General features: G+C 71.2%; 21 protein-coding genes. 10 read left to right on the top strand and 11 right to left on the bottom strand.

All coding sequences use genetic code 11. The features are described 5' to 3' along the window. Nucleotides 1-36: 36 nt before the first annotated feature. Genes fliD through CRO12_RS04395 form a run of 4 tightly spaced genes read left to right on the top strand, consistent with a single transcriptional unit; the run spans nucleotide 37 to nucleotide 2,946 of the window. Nucleotides 37-1,449, top strand: coding sequence for a flagellar filament capping protein FliD (fliD, locus tag CRO12_RS04410; RefSeq protein WP_097062746.1), 1,413 nt, complete (start codon nucleotides 37-39; stop codon nucleotides 1,447-1,449). Beyond that, nucleotides 1,449-1,844, top strand: coding sequence for a flagellar export chaperone FliS (locus tag CRO12_RS04405; protein ID WP_097062745.1), 396 nt, complete (start codon nucleotides 1,449-1,451; stop codon nucleotides 1,842-1,844). The genes fliD and CRO12_RS04405 overlap by 1 nt, the downstream gene beginning before the upstream one ends. Before the next feature lie 40 nt (nucleotides 1,845-1,884). Further along, nucleotides 1,885-2,430 (top strand): NADPH-dependent FMN reductase, encoded by a 546-nt coding sequence (locus CRO12_RS04400; RefSeq protein ID WP_097062744.1) that lies wholly within the window; start codon nucleotides 1,885-1,887, stop codon nucleotides 2,428-2,430. 57 nt (nucleotides 2,431-2,487) lie between these two features. Further along, nucleotides 2,488-2,946: a response regulator gene (locus CRO12_RS04395; protein WP_097062743.1), complete on the top strand. Its 459-nt coding sequence runs from the start codon at nucleotides 2,488-2,490 to the stop codon at nucleotides 2,944-2,946. A gap of 4 nt (nucleotides 2,947-2,950) precedes the next feature. Here the strand turns inward: CRO12_RS04395 and CRO12_RS04390 are convergent, their stop codons facing one another. From CRO12_RS04390 to argH, 5 genes are read right to left on the bottom strand one after another with little or no spacing between them, the layout of a single operon-like run. Next, on the bottom strand, nucleotides 2,951-3,898 hold the full coding sequence (locus CRO12_RS04390) for a CorA family divalent cation transporter (RefSeq protein WP_097062742.1): 948 nt from the start codon (nucleotides 3,896-3,898) through the stop codon (nucleotides 2,951-2,953). Beyond that, nucleotides 3,895-4,647, bottom strand: a complete 753-nt coding sequence (locus CRO12_RS04385; protein WP_097062741.1) for a precorrin-2 dehydrogenase/sirohydrochlorin ferrochelatase family protein — start codon at nucleotides 4,645-4,647, stop codon at nucleotides 3,895-3,897. The genes CRO12_RS04390 and CRO12_RS04385 overlap by 4 nt, the downstream gene beginning before the upstream one ends. Beyond that, nucleotides 4,644-5,900: a diaminopimelate decarboxylase gene (gene lysA / locus CRO12_RS04380; protein WP_097062740.1), complete on the bottom strand. Its 1,257-nt coding sequence runs from the start codon at nucleotides 5,898-5,900 to the stop codon at nucleotides 4,644-4,646. The genes CRO12_RS04385 and lysA overlap by 4 nt, the downstream gene beginning before the upstream one ends. A 7-nt stretch (nucleotides 5,901-5,907) precedes the next feature. Continuing rightward, nucleotides 5,908-6,144, bottom strand: coding sequence for an LPS translocon maturation chaperone LptM (gene lptM, locus CRO12_RS04375; RefSeq protein WP_097062739.1), 237 nt, complete (start codon nucleotides 6,142-6,144; stop codon nucleotides 5,908-5,910). Beyond that, nucleotides 6,141-7,508 carry an argininosuccinate lyase gene (argH, locus tag CRO12_RS04370; RefSeq protein ID WP_097062738.1) on the bottom strand — a complete coding sequence of 456 codons (1,368 nt, stop codon included), beginning with the start codon at nucleotides 7,506-7,508 and terminating at the stop codon, nucleotides 6,141-6,143. The genes lptM and argH overlap by 4 nt, the downstream gene beginning before the upstream one ends. Before the next feature lie 16 nt (nucleotides 7,509-7,524). Between argH and CRO12_RS04365 the strand changes: the two genes are divergently transcribed. Next, a complete protein-coding gene (locus tag CRO12_RS04365) occupies nucleotides 7,525-8,118 on the top strand; it encodes a TlpA family protein disulfide reductase (RefSeq protein WP_097063347.1) in 594 nt (197 codons plus the stop codon). 224 nt (nucleotides 8,119-8,342) lie between these two features. Further along, nucleotides 8,343-8,582 carry a hypothetical protein gene (locus tag CRO12_RS04360; protein WP_097062737.1) on the top strand — a complete coding sequence of 80 codons (240 nt, stop codon included), beginning with the start codon at nucleotides 8,343-8,345 and terminating at the stop codon, nucleotides 8,580-8,582. 69 nt (nucleotides 8,583-8,651) lie between these two features. On the opposite strand, the gene CRO12_RS04355 is transcribed toward CRO12_RS04360, so the two are convergent. Next, nucleotides 8,652-11,981: an error-prone DNA polymerase gene (locus tag CRO12_RS04355; RefSeq protein ID WP_097062736.1), complete on the bottom strand. Its 3,330-nt coding sequence runs from the start codon at nucleotides 11,979-11,981 to the stop codon at nucleotides 8,652-8,654. A gap of 43 nt (nucleotides 11,982-12,024) precedes the next feature. Here CRO12_RS04355 and CRO12_RS04350 point away from each other — a divergent pair, with 43 nt between their 5' ends. Then, complete coding sequence (locus CRO12_RS04350) at nucleotides 12,025-12,297, top strand: type II toxin-antitoxin system Phd/YefM family antitoxin (protein ID WP_097062735.1); 273 nt, start codon at nucleotides 12,025-12,027, stop codon at nucleotides 12,295-12,297. Further along, complete coding sequence (locus CRO12_RS04345; protein ID WP_097062734.1) at nucleotides 12,288-12,707, top strand: type II toxin-antitoxin system VapC family toxin; 420 nt, start codon at nucleotides 12,288-12,290, stop codon at nucleotides 12,705-12,707. The genes CRO12_RS04350 and CRO12_RS04345 overlap by 10 nt, the downstream gene beginning before the upstream one ends. A 5-nt stretch (nucleotides 12,708-12,712) precedes the next feature. Here CRO12_RS04345 and CRO12_RS04340 read toward each other — a convergent pair whose 3' ends face one another. The 3 genes from CRO12_RS04340 to CRO12_RS04330 form a co-directional block, all read right to left on the bottom strand. Further along, a complete protein-coding gene (locus tag CRO12_RS04340) occupies nucleotides 12,713-14,896 on the bottom strand; it encodes a DUF6504 family protein (protein ID WP_245858207.1) in 2,184 nt (727 codons plus the stop codon). Beyond that, nucleotides 14,811-15,554, bottom strand: coding sequence for an ImuA family protein (locus CRO12_RS04335; protein WP_218838853.1), 744 nt, complete (start codon nucleotides 15,552-15,554; stop codon nucleotides 14,811-14,813). The genes CRO12_RS04340 and CRO12_RS04335 overlap by 86 nt, the downstream gene beginning before the upstream one ends. A gap of 77 nt (nucleotides 15,555-15,631) precedes the next feature. After that, nucleotides 15,632-16,891: a glutamate-5-semialdehyde dehydrogenase gene (locus CRO12_RS04330; protein ID WP_097063344.1), complete on the bottom strand. Its 1,260-nt coding sequence runs from the start codon at nucleotides 16,889-16,891 to the stop codon at nucleotides 15,632-15,634. Between the two features lie 84 nt (nucleotides 16,892-16,975). Here CRO12_RS04330 and CRO12_RS04325 point away from each other — a divergent pair, with 84 nt between their 5' ends. Both CRO12_RS04325 and CRO12_RS04320 read left to right on the top strand, forming a co-directional pair. After that, nucleotides 16,976-18,094, top strand: a complete 1,119-nt coding sequence (locus CRO12_RS04325) for a DUF3667 domain-containing protein (protein WP_097062733.1) — start codon at nucleotides 16,976-16,978, stop codon at nucleotides 18,092-18,094. A 4-nt stretch (nucleotides 18,095-18,098) separates the two neighbouring features. Continuing rightward, a complete protein-coding gene (locus CRO12_RS04320) occupies nucleotides 18,099-18,911 on the top strand; it encodes an APH(3')-I family aminoglycoside O-phosphotransferase (protein WP_097062732.1) in 813 nt (270 codons plus the stop codon). A 10-nt stretch (nucleotides 18,912-18,921) separates the two neighbouring features. On the opposite strand, the gene CRO12_RS04315 is transcribed toward CRO12_RS04320, so the two are convergent. Both CRO12_RS04315 and ftsH read right to left on the bottom strand, forming a co-directional pair. Continuing rightward, entirely contained in the window at nucleotides 18,922-19,266 is a 345-nt protein-coding gene (locus CRO12_RS04315; protein WP_097062731.1) for a VOC family protein, read from the bottom strand. A gap of 58 nt (nucleotides 19,267-19,324) precedes the next feature. Continuing rightward, complete coding sequence (gene ftsH / locus CRO12_RS04310) at nucleotides 19,325-21,283, bottom strand: ATP-dependent zinc metalloprotease FtsH (RefSeq protein ID WP_097062730.1); 1,959 nt, start codon at nucleotides 21,281-21,283, stop codon at nucleotides 19,325-19,327. Nucleotides 21,284-21,332: the final 49 nt, after the last annotated feature.

Raw genomic sequence — 21,332 nt, 5'->3', positions numbered from 1 at the left:
GCGCGGGCGGCCGTTTGACGGGGAAAGGGGACGGCCGTGGTCGAATCGATTGCCAAAACGCTGGGAACGGGCTCGGGCGTGGACACCGCCGCGCTGGTCACCAGCCTGGTGGAGGCGCAGTTCGCCGCCAAGACCCAGCAGTACGAGCAGCGCACGGAGACGCTGACCAAGCAGATCTCTACCGTGTCCGAGCTGAAGAGCGCGATGACCGGCTTCAACAACGCGCTGCGCGCGCTGGTCGCGGGCGGCACGCTGTCGAGCCGCCTGACCAGCAGCGCGGAGGGCGTGCTGAAGGTGAGCGCCACCGGCACCGCGATCCCCGCGGTCAACAGCACGATCACGGTCAGCCAGCTCGCCTCCGCGCAGGTTTCGACCACCAACACGCCGATCGATGCGGCGACCGCGTTTGCCGAGGGCACGCTCACGATCCAGCTCGGCGCCGACGTCTACGACGCGGCCGGCACCGTGACCGGCTTCGCTCCCGTCGGCGGCGGCGTGGAGGTGACCGTCCCGGCGGGTGCGACGCTTGCCGACATTGCGGCGCAGATCAACGCGGCGGGCGCCGGCGTGACGGCCAGCGTGATCCAGGACGGCACCGGCCAGCGGCTGTCGATCCGCGGTGCCGACGGCGCTGCCAAGGCGTTCGAGATCGCCGCGGAGGACACCGGCCCGGGCGGCGCGTCGCTCGCGAGCCTCGCCGTCGGCCGCACGGCAACGGGCACCACCTCCGCCACCCGCGCCAACGACGCGCTGGTCGTGATCGACGGCGTCCGCTTCGCCCGCGCAACCAACAGCATCACCGATCTGGTCCCGAACGTGAAGCTCGACCTGGTCGCCCCGAGCACAACGCCGGTCAGGATCGGTCCGAGCCGCGACACCGCCGCGCTGACCCAGGCGGTGAACGACGTCGTCGCGACCTACAACGAACTCTACACCATGCTGCGCACCGCGACCGATCCGATGACGGGCACGCTCGCGCGCGACTCGGGTGCGCTAGAGATGAAACGAACGCTCGGACGGCTGACGCTAACCGACCTGACCGGCGCGACCGACGGTACGCCCAAGACGCTGGCGGAGATCGGCGTCGGCACCAACCGCGACGGCAGCCTCAGCGTCGATGCGACCAGGCTCGCCCGCGCGGTGCAGGCGAACCCGCAGGCGGTCGAGGCGATGTTCAGCGACAAGGTGACCGGCCGCGGCGTGTCGTCCGCGCTCAACGCCATGACGGTCCAGGTGACCAGCCGCAGCTTCGGCCTCGGCGCGTCGGAGAGCCGCTACACCCAGGCGCAGTCGCGCCTGACCGACGACAAGCTCGAGCTGACCGACCAGGCGGACAAGATGCGCACCCGCCTGACGCAGCAGTACGCGAGCATGGACGCGCGGGTTGCCGTGTATAAATCGACGCAGGCGTTCCTGACGCAGCAGATCGACGCCTGGAACGCCGACTGATGGCCCGCTACGCCACCGCCTTCGCGCCAGAGGCGACCTACCGCTCCGTCGACCTCGCCAGCCGCACCGGCGGGGCGGACGCCGGCGGGCTCGTCGCCGTGCTCTACGGCGAGGTTGTCCGCGCGCTGCGCTCGGCCGCCTGGGCGGCTCAGAACGCCCGGTTCGACATCAAGAGCGAGCGAGTCACCCGTGCGATCGCGGTGCTGTTCGCGCTGGAGAGCGGGCTCGACTTCGAGCGCGGCGGCGAGGTGTCGAAGACCCTCGCGCGGCTCTACCAGGGCGCGCGCGGCCAGTTGGTCGACGCGAGCCTCGGCAACGATCCCGCGCCGTTCCTCTCGGTTGCCGACACGCTGGAGGAGATCGGCGCCGCCTGGAACACCGCGCGCGGCGCCTGACGCTGGTCCCCGCACCGCTTTGCCGCTAGCGGTCGGGACCATGAGCCAGCCGCACTTCGTCGCCATCGGCGGAACCACCCGCGCCGCCTCCACCTCCGGGCGGCTGCTCGCGCGGGCGCTGGAGCTGGCGGAGGCGGCGGGCGCGCGCACCACGCTCCTGACCGGCGACGCGATCGACTTCCCGAACTTCGACCCCGGCAGCAACGGGGACGAGCCCGGCATCGCACGCTTCGTCGCGGCGCTGCGCGCGGCCGACGGGGTGATCATCGGATCGCCGGGCTATCACGGCACCTTCTCCGGCCTCGTCAAGAACGCGCTTGACCACGTCGAGCTGATGGCGGGCGACGCCCGGCCCTATTTTCACGGGTTGCCGGTTGGGCTGATCGCCTGCGCGGCCGGGTGGCAGGCGGCGGTCTCCACGCTTATCGGCCTGCGCTCGATCACCCACGCGCTGCGCGGCTGGCCCACCCCGCTCGGCGTCGCGGTCAACACCGCGGAGGGGCCGGAGGCGGTGGCGCGCGCCGACGGGCAGATCGCGCTGATGGTCGGGCAGATGCTGGAGTTCGCCCGCGCCCGCCCGCGTTGACGATCCGTTAACCATGCCGGCCCTAACCTGTGCCACGGCAAGGTGCGGAGGGCTGCGGTGACGGCACGAACGATCCTGGTGGTCGACGACCGCCCCATCAATCTCCGGGTCATGCAGGTGCGGCTGGCACAGGCGGGTCACCGCGTGCTGGCGGCCGGGGAGGGGCGGAGTGCGCTTGCCCTGCTCGCGGCCTGGCCCGTCGATCTCGTGCTGCTCGATGCGGTGATGCCCGGCCTCTCGGGGATCGACGTGCTGCTGACGCTCCGCCGCGATCCGGCAACTGCCGCGCTGCCCGTCATCGTCGTCACCGGCAGGTCGGAGCCGAGCGCCGCGGTGGAGGCACTGGCCGCGGGCGCGGACGACTGGATCGCCAAGCCCTTCTCCTTCGACCTCCTCATCGCCCGCATCGACCGGGTGCTCGCGCGAGCAGCCAAGCCGGGCACGGCTCGCGAGGACACCGGCCTGCTCGCCTCCGTCCAGGCACTCCAGCTGCAGGTCGCCCGGCTGGAGGGCTGAGGCGCTACCGCGTCCAGTGCCGCCGGATGAAGTAGCCGGCGACCGACGCGGCGATTAGCACGCACAGCCCGACGATCGCGTCGAAGGCCCAGGGCTCGTGCGCGAACCACAGCCCTTCGACGTTCATGCCGTAGAGGCCGGTCAGGAAGGTGAGCGGCAGGAACACCATTGCCGCGATCGCGATCACCAGGCTGCGCTGGTCGATCAGCTCGCTGCGCAGGTCCGTCAACGTCTCGTGCATCAGCCCCGCACGCTCGCGGATCGATTCGACCTCCTCCGCCATCCGCGCGGCGCGGTCGGCGGCCGCCGAGAGGTGGAGCCGGTCGTCCGCTTCCAGCCAGTCGGCGTCGAGTCCGGCCAGCTCCTCGATCGCCACGCGCTGGGGAAAGAGGAACCGGCGATAGGCGATCGCCTCGAACCGGACGCGGTTGACGCCGCGGCGCAGGTCGAATGCCTTCCTGGCGTCGAGCTCGCTCTCGCAGTCGTCGAGCTCGTCGCCGAGCTTGGCGACGACCGGATCGAGGCCCGCGGTGATGGCCGTGGCAAAGGCGGCGATCAGATCACCGGGATCGGCGACCTTGCCCTTGCCCACCTCCGCCCGCACGGCCTCCAGCGCCTTCAGCGGGAAGCGGGTGACGGAGATCACGCGCCCCTTGCGGGCGAAGAGCCGGACGGAGGCGAGCAGGTCACTGCCGACGCTGCCGTCCGACAGTCCGCGCATGTTGATCAGCGCGCCGTCGTCCATCGCCGTGCAGCGCGGCCGCGTCTCCGCCGCGGTCAGCCCCTCGATCACGTAATCGGGCAGGTGCGCGACCTCGTCCAGCCAGTGCTGCGCCTCCTCGTTGGTGACGTTGAGGTGCACCCAGACCAGCTCCGCCTCGCGGGTGAGCGCGGCATCGTGATCGACCTCTTCGACCTGCTTGCCCGTGACGACAAAGGCGAAACCGCTCATGCCGGACCCTCAACGCTGACCGATAATCCTGGCGGGAGCGCGGCCGGCGCCGCGCCGACGATGCGCGCGGCGTCGGCGCGGGCGCGGTCGAGGATGGCGGCAGGCACGGCCGCATCGTGATAGACGCGGTCGGCCTGCGCAAGCGCGCGCGCTTGCCGCAGCGTCAGGTCGTCGGGATCGGCGGAGGTAACGCGCACCACCACGAGTGCGGCCGCTGCCTGGTCATCGAGGTTGCGGAGCCAGCCGGCGACATCCGGGTCCGACCCCAGCGGATCGAGCGGACCGCCCGCGCGCAGGCCATCGCCGATCGCGCGGCGCCGGTCGTCGGCCTGCGGGAAACGTTCGCGCAGCACGGCCCGCGCGGCGTGCAGCCTCTCGGCCAGCCGCCCGAGACGAGCCGGCAGCAGCAGCTCCAGTCGCTGGCGCAGCGCGGCGGCGAGTCCGGCGGAAACGCCGCCGGTGCCGACCGCGACGATCACCGGCGAGCGGTCGACGATCGCGGGCAGGGTGAAGTCGCACAGCTCGGGCCGGTCGACCGCGTTGACCAGCACGCCGCGCGCCTTCAGCCGCGCCACCGCGTCCTCGTCGTCGACCACGATGGCGAGCGCCGCCTCTGCCTCCTCCCCGACGATCGTCGCGCCGGCGCGCTCCAGCAGCCGCCGCTTCGCCTCCGCCGCCTCACCCGCGCCCACCAGGATGACCGGGCGGCCGGCGAGTCGGACGAAGACGGGCAGGCTGGGGAGCGTCACAGCCAGTCGGGAACGCGTTCGGCCGCCATGATCGTGCCGGGATCGATCCGGTCGGCGACCACCGCGAACTTGTCGCCGCAGACCAGCACTTCCGGCACCAGCGCGCGGCTGTTGTAGGTCGACGCCATCGTCGCCCCGTACGCGCCGGCGGTGCGGAACACGGCGAGGTCGCCGGACGCGACCGCGTCGATGTCGCGGTTCTTGGCAAAGGTGTCGCCGCTCTCGCACACCGGCCCCGCAATGTTCGCGCTCATCCGCTCGCCCGATGGGCGGACCGCCGCGAAGTCGTGGAACGCGTCGTAGAGCGCCGGGCGGGCGAGGTCGTTCATCGCCGCGTCGACGATCACCCAAGGGTCGCCAACGCCCGGCTTCACCCACACCACCTTCGTCGCGAGCACGCCCGCGTTGCCGGCGATGACCCGGCCGGGCTCGAACATCAGCGTCACGTCCCAGTCCGCGGTGACCCGCGCGACCATCGCCCCGAGCTCGGCGGGGGACGGGAACACGTCGTCGGTGCGGTACGGCACGCCCAGCCCGCCGCCCAGGTCGACGTGGGTGATGACGTGCCCGGCGGCGCGCAGCTCCGCCACCAGCTCGCCGACGCGGGCGTAGGCTCGCTCCAAGGGGGCGAGGCTCTGGAGCTGGCTGCCGATGTGGATGGCGACGCCGCGCAGGTCCAGGCCCGGGAGCGGCGCCAGCCGGTCGAAGATCGCGCGCGCCTCGCTGATCGGCACGCCGAACTTGTTCTCCGCCTTGCCGGTCGAGATCTTGGCATGGGTGCCCGCGTCCACGTCCGGGTTGACCCGCAGCACGGCCGGCGCGCGGACGCCGCGATCGTGCGCCAGTCGCGCCAGGACGACGCCCTCCTCCTCCAGCTCCAGATTGAACTGGCCGATCCCGGCGGCGAGCGCGTCGCGGAGCTCCGCCACCGTCTTGCCGACGCCGGAGAATACGATGTCTGCGGCGCTCATGCCCGCGGCCAGCGCGCGCCGCATCTCGCCGCCCGACACCACGTCGGCGCCGTAGCCCTGGTTGGCGAGGACGCGCAGCACCGCGATATTGGGATTCGCCTTGATCGCATAGGCCAGGTGGACGTGCGGGATCGCGGCCATTCCCTCCCGGAACACGCGGGCGTGACGGGCAAAGGTCGCCTGCGAGTAGATGTACACCGGCGTGCCGACCGCCGCGGCGATGGCGGCGACGGGCACGTCCTCGACGTAGAGCTCGCCGTCGCGGTAGTGGAAATCGTCCATCGGGAACTCAGTTCGGCGGCAGGGTAAAGTCGTCGCGGGGGCGCTGCTCGCTCGATTTCAGCACCTCGTCGCTGCGCGCCGGGCGCGCCTGGATCGACGGGGTGAGCAGCGCCGCCGGCGTCGGCGTCGCCCGCGCGCCGACCGGCGCGACCGGCAGCGGGGTGTTCGACGCGGGCTTCAGGTCGCCGCGCTGACCGCAGCCGGCAAGCGCGACCAGCGCGATGGCCGCCAGGTATCGCGTCATGCTGCTCCTCCCCGCGCCGCGGCGATCGCCTCGCGCACCCTGACCGGGGCGGTGCCGCCGTAGCTCACCCGGCTGGCGACGGAGGCGTCGACGGTGAGCACGTCGTACACCTCTGCGGTGATCCGCCCATCGATCGCCGTCATCTCGCCCAGCGGCAGCGCATCTAGGCTCACCCCGAGCTCCTCCGCGCGCTTGACGACCCGCCCGGTGACATGATGCGCCTCGCGGAACGGCAGCCCGGCGGCGCGGACCAGCCAGTCGGCAAGGTCGGTCGCAGTTGCGAAGCCGCTCTCCGCCAGGCCGCGCATGCGATCGGTGCGGAAGGTCGCGCTCGCGACCATCCCCGTCATCGCCGCGAGCGACAGTTCGAGCAGCTGGTGGCACTCGAACACCGGCGGCTTGTCGTCCTGCATGTCCTTTGAATAGGCGAGCGGCAGGCCCTTCATCGTCACCATCAGCCCGGTCATCAGCCCGACGATCCGCCCGGCATGGCCGCGGACCAGCTCGGCGGCATCCGGGTTGCGCTTCTGCGGCATGATCGAGCTGCCGGTCGACCACTGGTCCGACAGGACGACGAATCCGAACGGCTGCGACGCCCACAGCACGAACTCCTCCGCCAGCCGACTGAGGTGCAGGCTCGTCTGCGTGGCGCTCGTCAGATACTCGATCGCGAAATCGCGGTCGCTGACCGAATCGAGGCTGTTGGTGGTCGGCGCGTCGAAGCCGAGCGCCGCCGCAGTCGCGTGGCGGTCGATGGGGAAGCTCGTGCCGGCGAGCGCCGCGGCGCCGAGCGGGCAGCGATTGGCGCGCGCGCGCGCGTCGCGGAACCGGCCGATGTCGCGCGCGACCATGTCGTGGTACGCCATCAAGTGGTGACCGAGCGTCACCGGCTGCGCGCTCTGGAGGTGAGTGAAGCCCGGCATCACCGCATCGGCATGCTGCTCCGCGCGCGCGAGCAGCGTCTGGCGCAGCGCCTCCAGCCCGCCCAGTGCATTGTCGATCGCGTCGCGCACCCACAGCCGGAAGTCGGTCGCGACCTGATCGTTGCGGCTGCGTGCGGTGTGGAGCCGGCCGGCGGGCGTGCCGATCGCGTCGGCGAGCCGCGCCTCCGTCACCATGTGGATGTCCTCGAGCGCGAGGTCCTCGGGCACACCACCAGCTTCGTAGCCGGCGGCGACCTGCTCCAGCCCGGCGCGGATCGCGGCGCCGTCGTCTGCGCCGATGATCCCCTGCGCCGCCAGCATCGCGGCATGCGCCTGCGATCCGGCGATATCCTGCCGCCACATTTGCTTGTCGAACGGGATGGAGGCATTGATCGCGCGCATCACGGCCGAGGGTCCCTCGGCGAACCGGCCGCCCCACATCGAATTGGAGGAAGTCATGCGCGTAGCGTCTATCCTGGTGCTCGGCGCCGCGCTCGCGGCTGGCGGCTGCGATAGGGCAGCGCCGCCGGCCCCGCAAGGCAACGCGACCGCTGCGGTCAGCGCCGACGAGGTCCAGCCGGACGAGGCCCGTGCCGACGCGCCGGTCGCCAAGCCGGGCGCGATCGATCGCAGCCATGCGGGCGAGGCGGCACCCGATCATCCCTTCGCCGACGCGGGCGGGAAGACGCGGCGCCTGGCCGATTTCCGCGGACGTCCGGTGCTGGTGAACCTCTGGGCCACCTGGTGCGCGCCGTGCATCCGCGAGCTGCCGACGCTCGACCGGTTGGCGGCGCGTGACGGCGCCAGGCTCCACGTACTGGCGATCAGCCAGGACATGGATGCGGCCAAGGTCGCGCCGTTCGTGGCCGCGCGTGGGCTGAAGTCGCTCGCGACCTACACCGATCCCAAGATGGCGTGGACGCCCGCGGTCACCGCGACGCTCCCCACCACGATCCTCTACGATTCGGCCGGGCGCGAGGCGTTCCGCGTCGTGGGCGAGCTCGACTGGGCAGGACCGGAGGCGGCCAAGGCGATCGCGGGCGTCCGCTGAGGTGCGCGTCGGCGTAGGTCGCGCCGCCACCGCGAATCGCGAGCGGTAAGGTGGCGATCGGCTCTACCGCATCGTAAGAAGTTGGCGAGATGCGCATGCCGAGCGTGCGGGAAATCGCGCCTGGACGGGCTTTGGATGCAGGTGGCTTGACCGGCTGGGGCGTCCGGCGGCTGTGGTGGCCCCGCCAGCCGCCGGCCTAAATTCTTGCCGGGTTGGAGAGTGAGATGAAGCTGGTGTTCGGCGAGAAGATTGTCCCTAAACCAGTCGATAGACGCAACGATGACGACAACGCGTGGGGTCAGGCGTGGCATGCCTGGCGCGAGGGCGGGTCGTTCGTGCTGGAATATGACAGCGGCGACATCGGTGGGCACTACCGCCGTGTCGCGCTCAGCGCGGCGGAGTTCCAGCAGCTCCATGCCGAGCCGGACAGTTTCCTGACGATCGTCCGCAATCACGGCGGCTGACGCCAGCGACGGGTTGCGAATCTGAGCTAGTCCGAAACGGCGGCTGCCGGCGCACGACGGTCCGCCGGCCTAGTGGAAGTCGCGCGACTTGATCGGAATGGCGTCCTCGGGGTCGCAGCCGGTGCGGAACGGCGGGTGGTAGTCGCTCCTGACCCGCGGCTCCCAGCCCGGGTCGCCGCGGTCGGGCGCGCCGGCGTGGGTGGCGCCATCGCCGCGGCTGACGAAGCGGGGCAGCTCGGCGTCCCCAACCTCACGCAGCAGGTGGCTGTAGTCGACGATCCGGTCGGTGATGACGTGGATCACCTTGCCCTCGCGCTGCACCCGGCCCTGGATGCCGATCATCGCCGCCGACATCACGGTGCGGCGCTGCGCCTCGAATCGGTCGGGCCACAGGATCGCGTTGGCGACGCCGGTCTCGTCCTCGATCGTGATGAACAGCACGCCCTTAGCGCTGCCCGGCTTCTGGCGGACCAGGATCACGCCCGCGACCTCCACCTTGCGCCCGTCGGGAATGTCGGCGAGCGCGGATGCGGGCACCACACCCAGCAGCGTCAGCCGGTCGCGCAGGAAGGTGAGCGGATGCGCGCGCAGCGACAGTTGCGTCGCGCGGTAATCCTCCACCACCTCGCGCCCCTCCGTCAGGGGCACGAGCGTGACCGGCTCTTCGTGGCCGTCGGCACCAGCCAGCAGCGGCAGCTGGCGCTCGCCCAGCGCTTTTACCGCCCAGAGCGCCTGACGCCGGTCGTGCCCGAAGCAGCGGAACGCATCCGCCCGCGCCAGCCGCTCCAGCGCGGCGACCTTCACGCCCGAACGCCGCCATGCGTCCGCCACCGACGCGAACGGGCCGCGCGCGCGGGCCGCAAGGATCGCCTCGGCATCGACTGTGGCAAGCCCGCCGACCACCTTCATGCCGAGCCGCAAGGGCCGCAGCCGCGCCCAGTCCTCGGCCGTCCCGGCGAAGCGCAGCGGCGCACGGCCTTGAGCGGCAGGCGGCAGCAGGATCGTGTCCCAGTCGCTGCGGTTGATGCAGACCGGCTCCACCTGCACCCCGTGCTCGCGCGCGTCGCGGACGATCTGCGCGGGCGCGTAGAAGCCCATCGGCTGCGCGTTGAGCAGGGCGGCGCAGAACACGTCCGGGTGGTGGCACTTCATCCACGCGGACGCGTACGCGATCTTGGCAAAGGACGCGGCGTGGCTCTCCGGAAAGCCGTAGGAGCCGAACCCCTCGATCTGCTTGACCAGCCGCTCGGCGAAGTCCTGCGCGATGCCGTTGTCGCGCATGCCGTTGATCAGCTTCTCGCGGAACTCGCCGACGCCGCCGGTCATCTTGAACGTCGCCATCGCGCGACGGAGCTGGTCCGCCTCGCCGGGAGAGAAGTTCGCGCCGATGATCGCGACCTGCATCGCCTGTTCCTGGAACAGCGGCACGCCCAGCGTCTTCTGGAGCACGTCCTTAAGCCGCGGGCTGGGGTACGCGATCGCGGCCTGCTGCCGCGGGCTCATGCCGCGCCGTTTCAGATAGGGGTGGACCATGTCGCCCTGGATCGGCCCCGGCCGGACGATCGCGACCTGGATCGCGATGTCGTAGAAGTTGCGCGGTTGCATGCGCGGCAGCATCGCCATCTGCGCGCGGCTCTCGATCTGGAAGGTGCCGAGCGTGTCCGCCTCGCGCATCATTGCAAAGGTCGCCTCGTCCTCCTGCTGCAGCTCGACGTCGTCGAGGCCCAGGCGGGTGCCGTGGTGCTCCGCCAGCAGGTCGAACGCCCGGCGCATGCAGCCGAGCATGCCGAGGCCCAGGATGTCGACCTTCATGAAGCCCAGCTCCTCGATGTCGAGCTTCTCCCACTCGATCACGTGACGGTCGAGCATGGCGGCGGGCTCGATCGGGACCAGGCTGTCGAGCCGGTCGCGGGTGAGGACGAAGCCGCCGGGGTGCTGCGACAGGTGGCGCGGCGTGCCGATCAGTTCCCGGGCGAGCTCGATGGTGAGCGCGATGCGGGGATCGCCGGCGTTGAGGTTGAGCGCCGCGACCTCGCGCTCGCCAACCCCCTCACTCGACCAGCCCCAGACCTGACCCGCGAGCGCCCCGGTCAGGTCCTCCGGCAGCCCCAGCGCCTTGCCGACCTCGCGCACCGCGCCGCGGGTGCGGAAGCGGCTGACAACCGCGGTCAGCGCCGCATGGTCGCGGCCGTAGGTTTCGTAGATCCATTGGATCACTTCCTCGCGCCGCTCGTGCTCGAAATCGATGTCAATGTCGGGCGGCTCGCGGCGCTCCTCCGACACGAAGCGTTCGAACAACAGCTGGTGCTTGATCGGGTCGATCGAGGTGATGCCGAGCACGAAGCAGATCACCGAATTGGCCGCCGACCCGCGGCCCTGGCACAGCACGTCGATCGATCGCGCGTAGCTGACGATCGAGTTCACCGTGAGGAAGTAGGGCGCGTATCCCATACGGCTGACGAGCCCGAGTTCGTGCTCCAGCTTCTCGGCGTAGGCGGGCGGCGGTGCGCCGCCGAAGCGCTGGGCGAGCGCGTTCCGCGACAGTCGCTCCAGCGCGTCCTGCGCGGTGCGGCCGCTCATCACGATCTCGTCGGGGTACTGATAGGCGAGCTGGCGCGGGCTGAACTGGCAGCGCTCGACGATCGCCTCCACCGCCATCAGGGCTTGCGGGTGATCGGCGAAGCGACGCGCCATCTCCTCGGGTGGCTTGAGGTGGCGGTCGACGCTGCGCTCGCGCCGAAAACCCAGCTCGTCGATCGTGCACTTGTGGCGGATCGCGGTGACCACGTCCTGGAGCATCCGCCGCTCGGGATGGTGATAGAGCACGTCGCCGGTCGCGAGCGGGGTGAGGCCGTGGCGGTGTGCAGCCTCCGCCGTCTCGTGCAGGCGCAGCGCATCGCCGGGGCGGCGCTGGTGAGTCAGGCAAACGTGGCCGTGGGTGGACCCGAACAGGTCGGCCATCCAGCGCAAGCGGCGGGCGTCCGGCACCTCGTCCGCGACGAGGGCGCCTACCAAACCTTGGCAGCGCTCGGCCAGATCCTCCCAGTGAAGAAAACAGCGGCCTTTCTCGCCGTGGGCGGTGTCGGCGCGCGCCTTTCCCTGGGTCAGCAGCGCGGTCAGGCGCCCCCAGGCGTCACGATCTTCCGGCCAGATCAGCACCGACGCACCATCGACCAGGTCGAGCCGGCAGCCCGGGATCGAGCGGACAGTGAGGCCCTGATCCTTGTACACCTGCTCGCTGGCGTAGAGCGCGCGCACCACGCCCGCGACCGAGTTGCGATCGACGATGCCGAGTGCGGGCATGCCCATCAGCGCCGCGTGCGCGAACAGCTCCTCGCAGCTCGACGCCCCGCGCAGGAACGAGAAGTGGGTGGTGACCTGCAGCTCGCTGTACGTCATGGCGCGACGTGACTATATGAACTGGTCACAAGGAGTCGCACCCATGAAGTACATCAGCGCCGCCGAGTTCAAGGCCAAGTGCCTGAAGCTGATGGACGAGGTCCAGGCGACCGGCGAACCGATCACGGTGACCAAGCGCGGCAAGCCGGTGGCGGTGCTGCAGCCGCCGGTCAGCGCTTCGCACGACGACGGTGCGCTGATCGGTTGTGCGACGTTGCCGACATATCGGTACGACGATCCGTTCGCACCGGCGGTCGATCCTTCAGAGTGGAATGCGCTCAATCCAGATAAGCGGGATGGCCTGTTTTGGTCCTGATCGACACGCACGTTCTGATCTGGTCGGTTCAGGATGACCCACGGCTCGGACCCAAGGCGCGCGCGGTGATCGCCGAAGAGCAAGAACGATCCGATGGCGCGGTGATGGTATCCGCGATCACGCCGTGGGAGATCGCGATGATGGCCGGTAAGGGGCGCCTGACGCTTGGTCGCGAGCTTCGCGAGTGGATGACGCTGGCGCTCAATCGCAAGCGCGTCCGCATCGCCCCGCTTGAACCCGAAATCGCGATAGATGCAGGCACGCTGCCAGGCGAACTGCACGGCGATCCGGCGGATCGGATCATCATCGCAACCGCGCGTACCTTGGTGTGTCCGCTCCTCACCATGGACGACAAGATCATCCGTTATGCCGAACAGGGACACCTGCGCGTGATACCGGCCGGCAAGTAACCCCCTCACGCGAACCACCCGTGGAGGAACCAGCGGCGGTCGCCCGTCTCCGCCCGCTCCGCATCGCCGCGGCGGTAGAGCCAGAAGCGGCTGCCGCCCTCGTCCTCCACCCGGAAGTAATCGCGTACGCCCGCGCGCTCGGCCGGGCGGCGCCACCATTCGCCGGCGATCCGCTCCGGTCCGTCGGCGCGGACCACCGCGTAGCTGCGCCCGCGCCAGGTGAAGCGGCGGGGCGCGCCGTCCGGCCACAGCGACACCACGTTGTCGAGCTGCTCGGGGCGGCGCAGCAGCCGGGCGGGACGGGGCCAGCGCGGCTGCCACGGGTGGGTCGGCGCGCGCTCGTCGAGGCGGCGGACGTCGTCGGCCTTGAGCGCGGGCGCGTCCGCCTCCGCCGGGTCGAGCGGCGGTACAGCGGCAACCGCACGCTCGGGGACGTCGCTCTCGACCGCGGCGGAGCGCCACAGCCGGTGCGCGCCGATGCGGTTGGCGATCGCGTCGACCAATGGCGCCAGATCTGGCGCGCTCTCCTCCGCCAGCTCGGGCGCAAGCGCCTCCGGCCCGAGCGGGTCGGCGCGGCGGACGTGGAGGGTGAGCGCGTCGATGCCGTAGCCGGGCTCGATCTCCTCGATCCGGCGGGCGAGCAGGCGCAGGAGGTGGCCGGGCTCGCGGGTCGGACGGGCGAGGCCGATCCGCAACCGCTGCACCGCATGGTCGACGCGGTCGGCGGCGAGCTCGAGGAGGCGCGCGCCCTGACCGACCCCGGCGAGCGCGGTGGCGAGCTTCGCCACCAGCCGCGCGAGGCTGGCGGCGATGGCTTCGGGCGTGGCGATCGGCTCGGCGAAGCGCTCCGCGACGACGACCGGCTCGGGCACGGGCACCGGCACCAGCGGCTCGGGCAGGCGGCCGAGCGCCTGGTCCAGGCGGCGGACCAGCGCGGTGCCGAAGCGGCGCACGAGCGGCCCGCGCGGCATGGCGGCGAGCGCCCCGACCCGGTCGATGCCTAATCGTGCCAGCAGTTCGCGCGCGACCGGGTCGAGCCGCAGCGCCGCGACGGGTAGCGGCGCGATCGCGTCGGCATGGGCGCCTGGTGGGCAGAGCTGCACTGGCTTGTCCGCGGGCCCGTGATGCGCCAGCGCCCAGGCCGCGCCCGCCGTGTCCGCCATCGCCATCCGCGCGCCCACGCCGTGGCGGGCGAGCAGCGCGCACAAGCGCCGCCCCAACCGCGCTTCGCCGCCGTGGAGGTGCGCGACTCCGGTCAGGTCGAGCAGCAGGGTCGCGTCGTCGGCGACCATCACGGTCGGCGTCCAGCGCCGTGCGAGCGTTAGCGCCAGCCGCTCCAGCGCCGCGCGGTCGCCCGCCGGATCGGCGTCGCGCACGTCCAGGTCGGGCACGGATGCGCGCGCCTGGGTGAGCGCCATCCCCGGCGTGAGCCCCATCGCGAGCGCCGTGGGCGAGGCGGCGGCGATCTCCACCCGGCTGCCGACTTTCTGCGCGGTGACCAGCGGCGGCTCGGTATCGGCCAAGGGGGCGGGGTCCCGCGGCGCGCCCTGCTCCGGGCAATTGCGTGCGACCACGTCGGCGGTGGTGCGCGCGGTGTCGAAGAAGGGGACGACGCCCGGCGGCTTGGCATGCGGATCGTTGGAGCCGCGCCGCTCCATCCGCTCGAGCTTGTTGGGGTGCGGCCCCTCACCCGGGTAGCGGATCGCCGGCATCGCATTCCACCGCGCGATTGCCCCCATCGCCCGCTCGTCGCCGTTGGGGTCGAGATCGCGGAACGGGGAGGGAGCGTGATCGATCATCCCGTTGGGGTTGCGCCAATGGCCCGCGGGCACGCGCGTCGGGGCGGGGGGCGCGGGCACGACCGGCCCGCCCTCGTCCGGGGGCATGGCGCGGAACGGATGCGCCGCCGCCTCGCTGCGCCGGCCGAGCTCGCGCATCGGCGGGCGCTGGTGGTACGGCAATGCCTCGATCGAGGCCTGGACATCCTCCCGCGCCCAGCGCGCACCGGGGCGCCAGCCGGTGTTGCGCGGCGCGTCGCACTGCACCGCCTGCTCGGCGGCGGCGCTCGCGCCGAGCGCGTCGAGGGTGACGGCGCGCGCGCCCTCAGGCGGCGTGGCGCGACGCGGCTCCGCCCGCCGCAGCAGGTCGATCGACCAGCTGGGCAGGAAGAGCGCAGCGACCCGTGTCATCGCATGCCTCCACGATCCATTCGCCGCCGGGTCCGCCCTTCTGGCGGGTGAGCTCCAGCCGCCAGCGCGCGCGGCCCACGCCCGCGACCGGCAGCGGCGCGGACGGCGCGCACGCCACCCGCCAGCGCGTCACCGCGGCCGACGGAGCACCCAGCGGATCGCCCTTGCCGTGGCGCTTCAGCAGCAGCGCGATTGTCCGCCCGCCCTCCGCCGCCAGCTGCAGCCGGCGGGTGGCGGAGAGCCCCGCGCGCTTCACCTCGCCGATCACCGCGCCCAGCCCGCGGTGACGCAGTCCTTCCTCCATGATCGCCAGCAGCTCGTCGTCGTCCGCCGCCTCGGCATAGATCACCCGCTCGGGCGCGAGTCCGGCCTGCATCAGCCCGGGTGCGAACAGGTCGCGGCGGCGCACCACCCACAGCACCGGCCCCCAGGCGCGCGCCGCCACCCCAGCCAGGAACAGCGTCGCGGCGGCATCATCGCCCATCGACGCCGACGCGCCCGCGACCTCGTGCAGCGCGTCGAGCCGCAAGCCCCCGCTCGCCAGCGCCTCGTCCACCGACGACAGCGCGAACGGCAGCGCCGGCCGCCGGCGAAACCCGCGGCCTTCGATGGCGCTCAGCTCCTCGCGCAGCTTGGCAATGACGGCGGTTTGGGACACGGACACGACTCGGACAACCAGAATGTTCCTATTCTGTTCCGGTGTGCTCCAGAGTCAAGCGGGCGACTCGCCCGCCGTTATCCGCGCACCTGCCCGTTCCCGCGCCCGACCCACTTGTAGGTCGTCAGCCCCTCCAGCGCGACCGGGCCGCGGGCGTGGAGGCGGCCGGTGGCGATGCCGATCTCCGCGCCCAGCCCGAACTCGCCCCCGTCGGCGAACTGGGTTGAGGCGTTCCACAGCACGATCGCCGAGTCGCACTGCGCCAGGAAGCGCTCGGCAACGCCTGTATCCTCGGTGACGATCGCGTCGGTGTGGTGGGAGCCATGCGCGGCGATGTGCGCGAGTGCCTCATCCACGCCGTCGACCACGCGGACGGAGGCGATCGCATCGAGATACTCGGTGTCCCAATCCGCCTCGCTCGCCGCGTCGTAGCCCATCGCCTGCACCGTTCCATCACCGCGGATCGCGCAGCCACGCGCGGCGAGCGCCGCTACCAGCGCCGCGATGTGCGGATAGGCGCGGTCGACCAGCAGCGTTTCCATCGCGCCGCAGATGCCGGTGCGCCGCATCTTGGCGTCGAGCACCACGGATTGCGCCATCGCATGGTCGGCCGCGGCGTGGACGAAGACGTGGTTGATCCCGTCGAGGTGCGCGAGCACGGGCACGCGCGCCTCCGCCTGGACCCGCGCGACCAGCCCCTTGCCGCCGCGCGGCACGACCAGGTCGACCAGCCCCTCCGCGGCGAGCAGCGCGCCGACCGCGGCGCGGTCGGTGGTCGGCACCAGTTGCACCGCGTCCGCCGGCATGCCGCCCGCGGAGAGTCCGGCGACCAGCGCGCCGTGGATCGCCCTGTTGCTTCGCGCCGCCTCGCTCCCGCCGCGCAGGATCGCGGCATTTCCCGCCATCGCTGCAAGCGCGCCTGCGTCGGCGGTGACGTTGGGCCGGCTCTCGTAGATGATGCCGATCACCCCGATCGGCACGCGGACGCGCTGCAGCTTCAGCCCGTTGGGACGGCTGCTCTCCGACACCAGCGTGCCGACCGGATCGTCGAGCCCTGCGATCGCCGCCACCCCGTCCGCCATGCCCGCGACCCGTGCGGGATCGAGCCGCAGCCGATCGAGCATCGCGCCGGACAGCCCACCCGCCTCCGCCGCCGCCATGTCCTCGGCGTTCGCCGCCAGGATCGCGTCCTCCGCCGCGCGCAGCGCATCCGCGGCCGCGCGCAGCGCCCCGGCCTTGCCCGCCGACGGCATGGTCGCGAGCACACCCGCGGCCGCTCGCGCCCGCTGCCCCATGCCGGCGATCAGCGCCGCTGCGTCCACCTGTTCGTCACCCATGCCGCAGACCATAGCACTGCGCGGGTGCACAAAACACGCTCGACCTGTCCCGACCCGTACGGCATGTAACGCGGGGGGAACGGGATGAACGACGCGGTCGACTCTGCGGGCATGATCGCCACCGGCGCGCTGCTGGCGCGCGAGGCGGAGCGCACGCACGCGCCGGGGCACGATGCCTCGCCCGACTGCGCCAACTGCGGCGCCCACCTGCTGGGCCCGCACTGCCACGTCTGCGGCCAGCACGGGCACGTCCACCGCACCGCCGGAGCCTTCGTCCACGACATCCTCCACGGCGTGTTCCACTTCGAGGGCAAGTTCTGGAAGACGCTCCCCATGCTCGCCTGGCGTCCGGGCGAGCTCACCCGCCGCTACGTGCACGGCGAGCGGGCGAAGTTCGTGTCGCCGATGGCGCTGTTTCTCTTCTCCGTGTTCCTGATGTTCGCCGTGGTCGCGAACCTGCCCGGTTGGGACTGGGGCGGCGACAAGCTGCTGACGCCCGGCGCTGCGACCCGCATCAACGAGGCACGTCGCGAGATCACCAAGGAGCGCAAGGACGGCCAGGCGGAGGTCGCGCGCCTCGCCGAGCGGCTGAAGGCGCGCCAGACCGAGGCGGAACCGGACGCGGAGGCGATTACCTCCGCCGAGAAACGTCTGCAACGCGCGCAGCAGCGCCTGCGCGAGGCGACGCAGGCGGAGCAGGCGCTCGCCCGGATCAGCCTGGACGGAGAGGAGACGCTCCCCGACATCAAGGCCGCGCCCGGATCGGCCGGCGGCAACTGGATCGAGGAGAAGTACCAGCACGCCAAGGAGAACCCGAAGCTGCTGCTCTACAAGGTCAAGACGTCCGCCTATAAGTTCAGCTGGGCGCTGATCCCGCTGTCGCTGCCGTTCATCTGGCTGCTGTTCCCCTTCCGGCGCGGGGTCGGCATGTACGACCACGCGGTGTTCGCGACCTATTCGCTGTCGTTCATGTCGCTGCTGGTCATCACGCTCGCGGTGCTCGGGGCAGTCGGGGTTCCCGGAGGGCTGCTCTTGATCGCATGGCTGCTGATCCCGCCGTTCCACATGTACCGCCAACTGAAGGGCGGCTACAGCCTGTCGCGAGCCGGCGCGCTGGTGCGCACGGCGGTGCTGCTGTTCTTCACGACGATCACGTCGACGCTGTTCATCCTGCTGCTCCTCTACCTCGGCGTCGCGGACTGAGCGTGTGAGCGCGACGCGGGAGGAGGCGAGCGCTCCCGCGCGCCTGCCGGGCGGCTGGGCGGATGCGCTCGGCGGCTATGCCTGGGCGCGCGACCGGGTGGGGGAGTCCGGTGCGGCGGTCTACCGATTGCACGGCCGGGCGGGCGCACCCGAGCTGTACCTGAAGCACGGTGCCGGGCCGACCGCCGACGATGTGGTGGACGAGGCCGTGCGCCTGCGATGGCTCGCGGCGCACCTGCCGGCGCCCGCAGTCGTGCGATTTGCAACCTCGGCGGATGAAGCCTGGCTACTCACGACGGCGCTGCCCGGCCGGACAGCGTACCAACTGCTTGAGACGGGAGGGGGCGAGGCGGCCGCCGTGGTCGATGCCCTCGCCGACCTGCTTGTCCGCCTTCACGCCGTGCCGGTCCACGCCTGTACCTTCATCAGCGATCACGCGCGCCGGCTCCTGCTCGCCCGCGCGCGGATCAACGCCGGGCTGGTCGACGAGGACGACTTCGATGAGGAGCGGGAGGGCTGGAGCGCCGAGCAGGTCTGGGACGCGCTGGATGAGCTCCTGCCTCTCGTGCCCGATCTCGTGGTGACCCACGGCGACTATTCGCTAGACAACATCCTGTTGCAGGACGAAGCCGTGACCGGCTGCATCGACGTTGGCCGGCTGGGCATCGCCGACCGCTATCAGGACCTCGCCGTGATGTGGAACTGCCTCGGCGAGTTCGGCTCGGACCTGCAGCAGCGGTTCCTCGCGCGGTACGGGATTGACCGGCTAAACGAGCGCAAGCTGCGCTTCCACCTGCTGCTCGACGAACTGTTCTGAGCGACGCGCCTCAACTGGGCCAGCCGACCCGGATCAGCGTGCCGTCGGGGTCGGAGACGGCGAACTCGCGCAGGCCCCACGGCTTGTGCTCGACCGATGCTCCCACTGCGGCTGCAAGTGTGTCGACGTCGCTGGCATAGAGGTACACGCCGAACGGATTGCGCGCGGGGTCTAGCCAGCCGGACGGCGCGAGCGTCAGGTGAAGTGAGGCGCCGTCCGCGTTGGCGAGGATCAGATAGCCGTGCGCCGGATAGCGCGATGCGACCGTGAAGCCGAGCCGCGCGTAGAAGGCTTCGCTCGCCGCCAGGTCGCTGCACGCGACGATCGCGACCGCCGCGGGTGCCGGCTCGGTCATGCGCCAGTCCCCTGAAGCAAGAAGGCGCCCCGACCGCCTGGTCGGAGCGCCTCCCCTTTCAGGCGCCCTGCGGGGCGGGGGTGCCGAAGGGCCCCTTGGGCCGCCGCGTCTTGGGGATGGAGGTTCCCGCGGCGCCGACCGGTCGGACGTTGGCGCCAGGCTCCGGCCGGTCGATGTCCTCGCCGGCGATCAGCCGCTTGATCTCATCACCCGTCAGCGTCTCGTACTCGAGCAGCGCGCCGGCCAGCGTGTGCAGCTGGTCAATGTGCTCGGTCAGCACGGTCCGCGCGCGCGTCAGCCCCCCTTCAACGGTCGCGCGGATTTCCGCGTCGATCAGCTGCGCCGTCTCGTTCGACATATGGCGCGGCTGCGTCGCCGAGTAGCCGAGGAAGCTCTCGCCCTCCGGCTGAGCGTACTCGACCGGGCCGACCTTGTCCGACATGCCCCACTTCGTGATCATGTCGCGGGCCAGGCCAGTCGCGTACTGGATGTCGCCGGACGCGCCGGACGAGACCTTGTCGTAGCCGAAGATGATCTCCTCCGCGACGCGCCCGCCCATCGACACCGCCAGGTTCGCGTACATCTTGTCACGGTGGTAGCTGTAGCTGTCCCGCTCCGGCAGGCGCATCACCATGCCGAGCGCGCGGCCGCGCGGGATGATCGTCGCCTTGTGGATCGGGTCGGACGCCGGCTCGTGAATGGAGACGATCGCGTGGCCCGCCTCATGGTACGCGGTCATCCGCTTCTCGTCCTCGGTCATCACCATGGAACGCCGCTCGGCGCCCATCATGACCTTGTCCTTGGCCTGCTCGAACTCGGCCATCGCCACCAGCCGCTTGGACTTGCGCGCCGCCATCAGCGCCGCCTCGTTGACCAGGTTGGCGAGGTCCGCGCCCGAGAAGCCGGGCGTGCCGCGAGCGATCACGCGCGCGTCGACGTCCGGTGCCAGCGGCACCTTCTTCATGTGAACCTGCAGGATCTTGATGCGGCCCTCGATGTCGGGGCGCGGCACCACGACCTGGCGGTCGAAGCGACCCGGACGCAGCAGCGCGGGGTCGAGCACGTCGGGGCGGTTGGTCGCGGCGACGATGATGATGCCCTCGTTCGCCTCGAACCCATCCATCTCGACCAGCAGCTGGTTCAGCGTCTGCTCGCGCTCGTCGTTGCCGTTGCCGAGGCCTGCGCCGCGGTGCCGGCCGACCGCGTCGATCTCGTCGATGAAGACGATGCACGGCGCCGACTTCTTGGCCTGCTCGAACATGTCACGGACGCGGCTGGCGCCGACGCCGACGAACATTTCGACGAAGTCGGAACCGGAAATGGTGAAGAACGGCACGCCAGCCTCACCCGCGATCGCGCGGGCGAGCAGCGTTTTGCCGGTGCCGGGTGACCCGACCAGCAGCGCGCCCTTCGGGATCTTGCCGCCGAGCCTAGCGAACTTGGTCGGATCCTTCAGGAACTCGACGACTTCCTCCAGCTCCTCGCGTGCCTCGTCGATGCCGGCGACGTCGTCGAAGGTCACGCGACCTTCCTTCTGGGTCAGCATCTTGGCGCGAGACTTGCCGAATCCCATCGCGCCGCCCGCGCCCGAGTTCTTCTGCATTTGACGCAGCACAAAGAAGGCGATGCCGAGGAAGAGCAGGAATGGCAGCGACTGGTAAAGCAGCACTAGCCAGATCGAGCTGCCCTCCTCCGGCCGCGCGGCGATGGTCACGCCCTTCTCACGAAGCGTCGGAACCAGCGTCGGATCGGCGATCGGATAGGTGCGGAACTTCTCGCCGGAGGTCAGCGTGCCCGAGATGATCTCACGGCTGACGTTCACCTCCCGCACGGTGCCCTCGTTCACCTTGTCGAGGAAGCTCGAATAGGCGATCGTGTTGCCGCTCCCGGTCGTCGTGCGGCTGTCGAACATGGTGACGAACAGCGCCAGGGCGAGCAGGATGCCGACCCAGATCAGCAGGCTCTTCATCCAGGGATTGCCGCCGGGGCCGCTCGGCTGCTTGTTGTCGTCGTTCATGCGAGTCGTGAACCTTTCTTGCGCCCGCAAGATAGGAGCACCCAGGTTA

Origin of the sequence: Sphingomonas guangdongensis (assembly GCF_900199185.1) — a bacterium.
GTDB lineage: Bacteria > Pseudomonadota > Alphaproteobacteria > Sphingomonadales > Sphingomonadaceae > Sphingomonas > Sphingomonas guangdongensis.
This window is presented reverse-complemented; position numbering and strand designations above follow the sequence as displayed.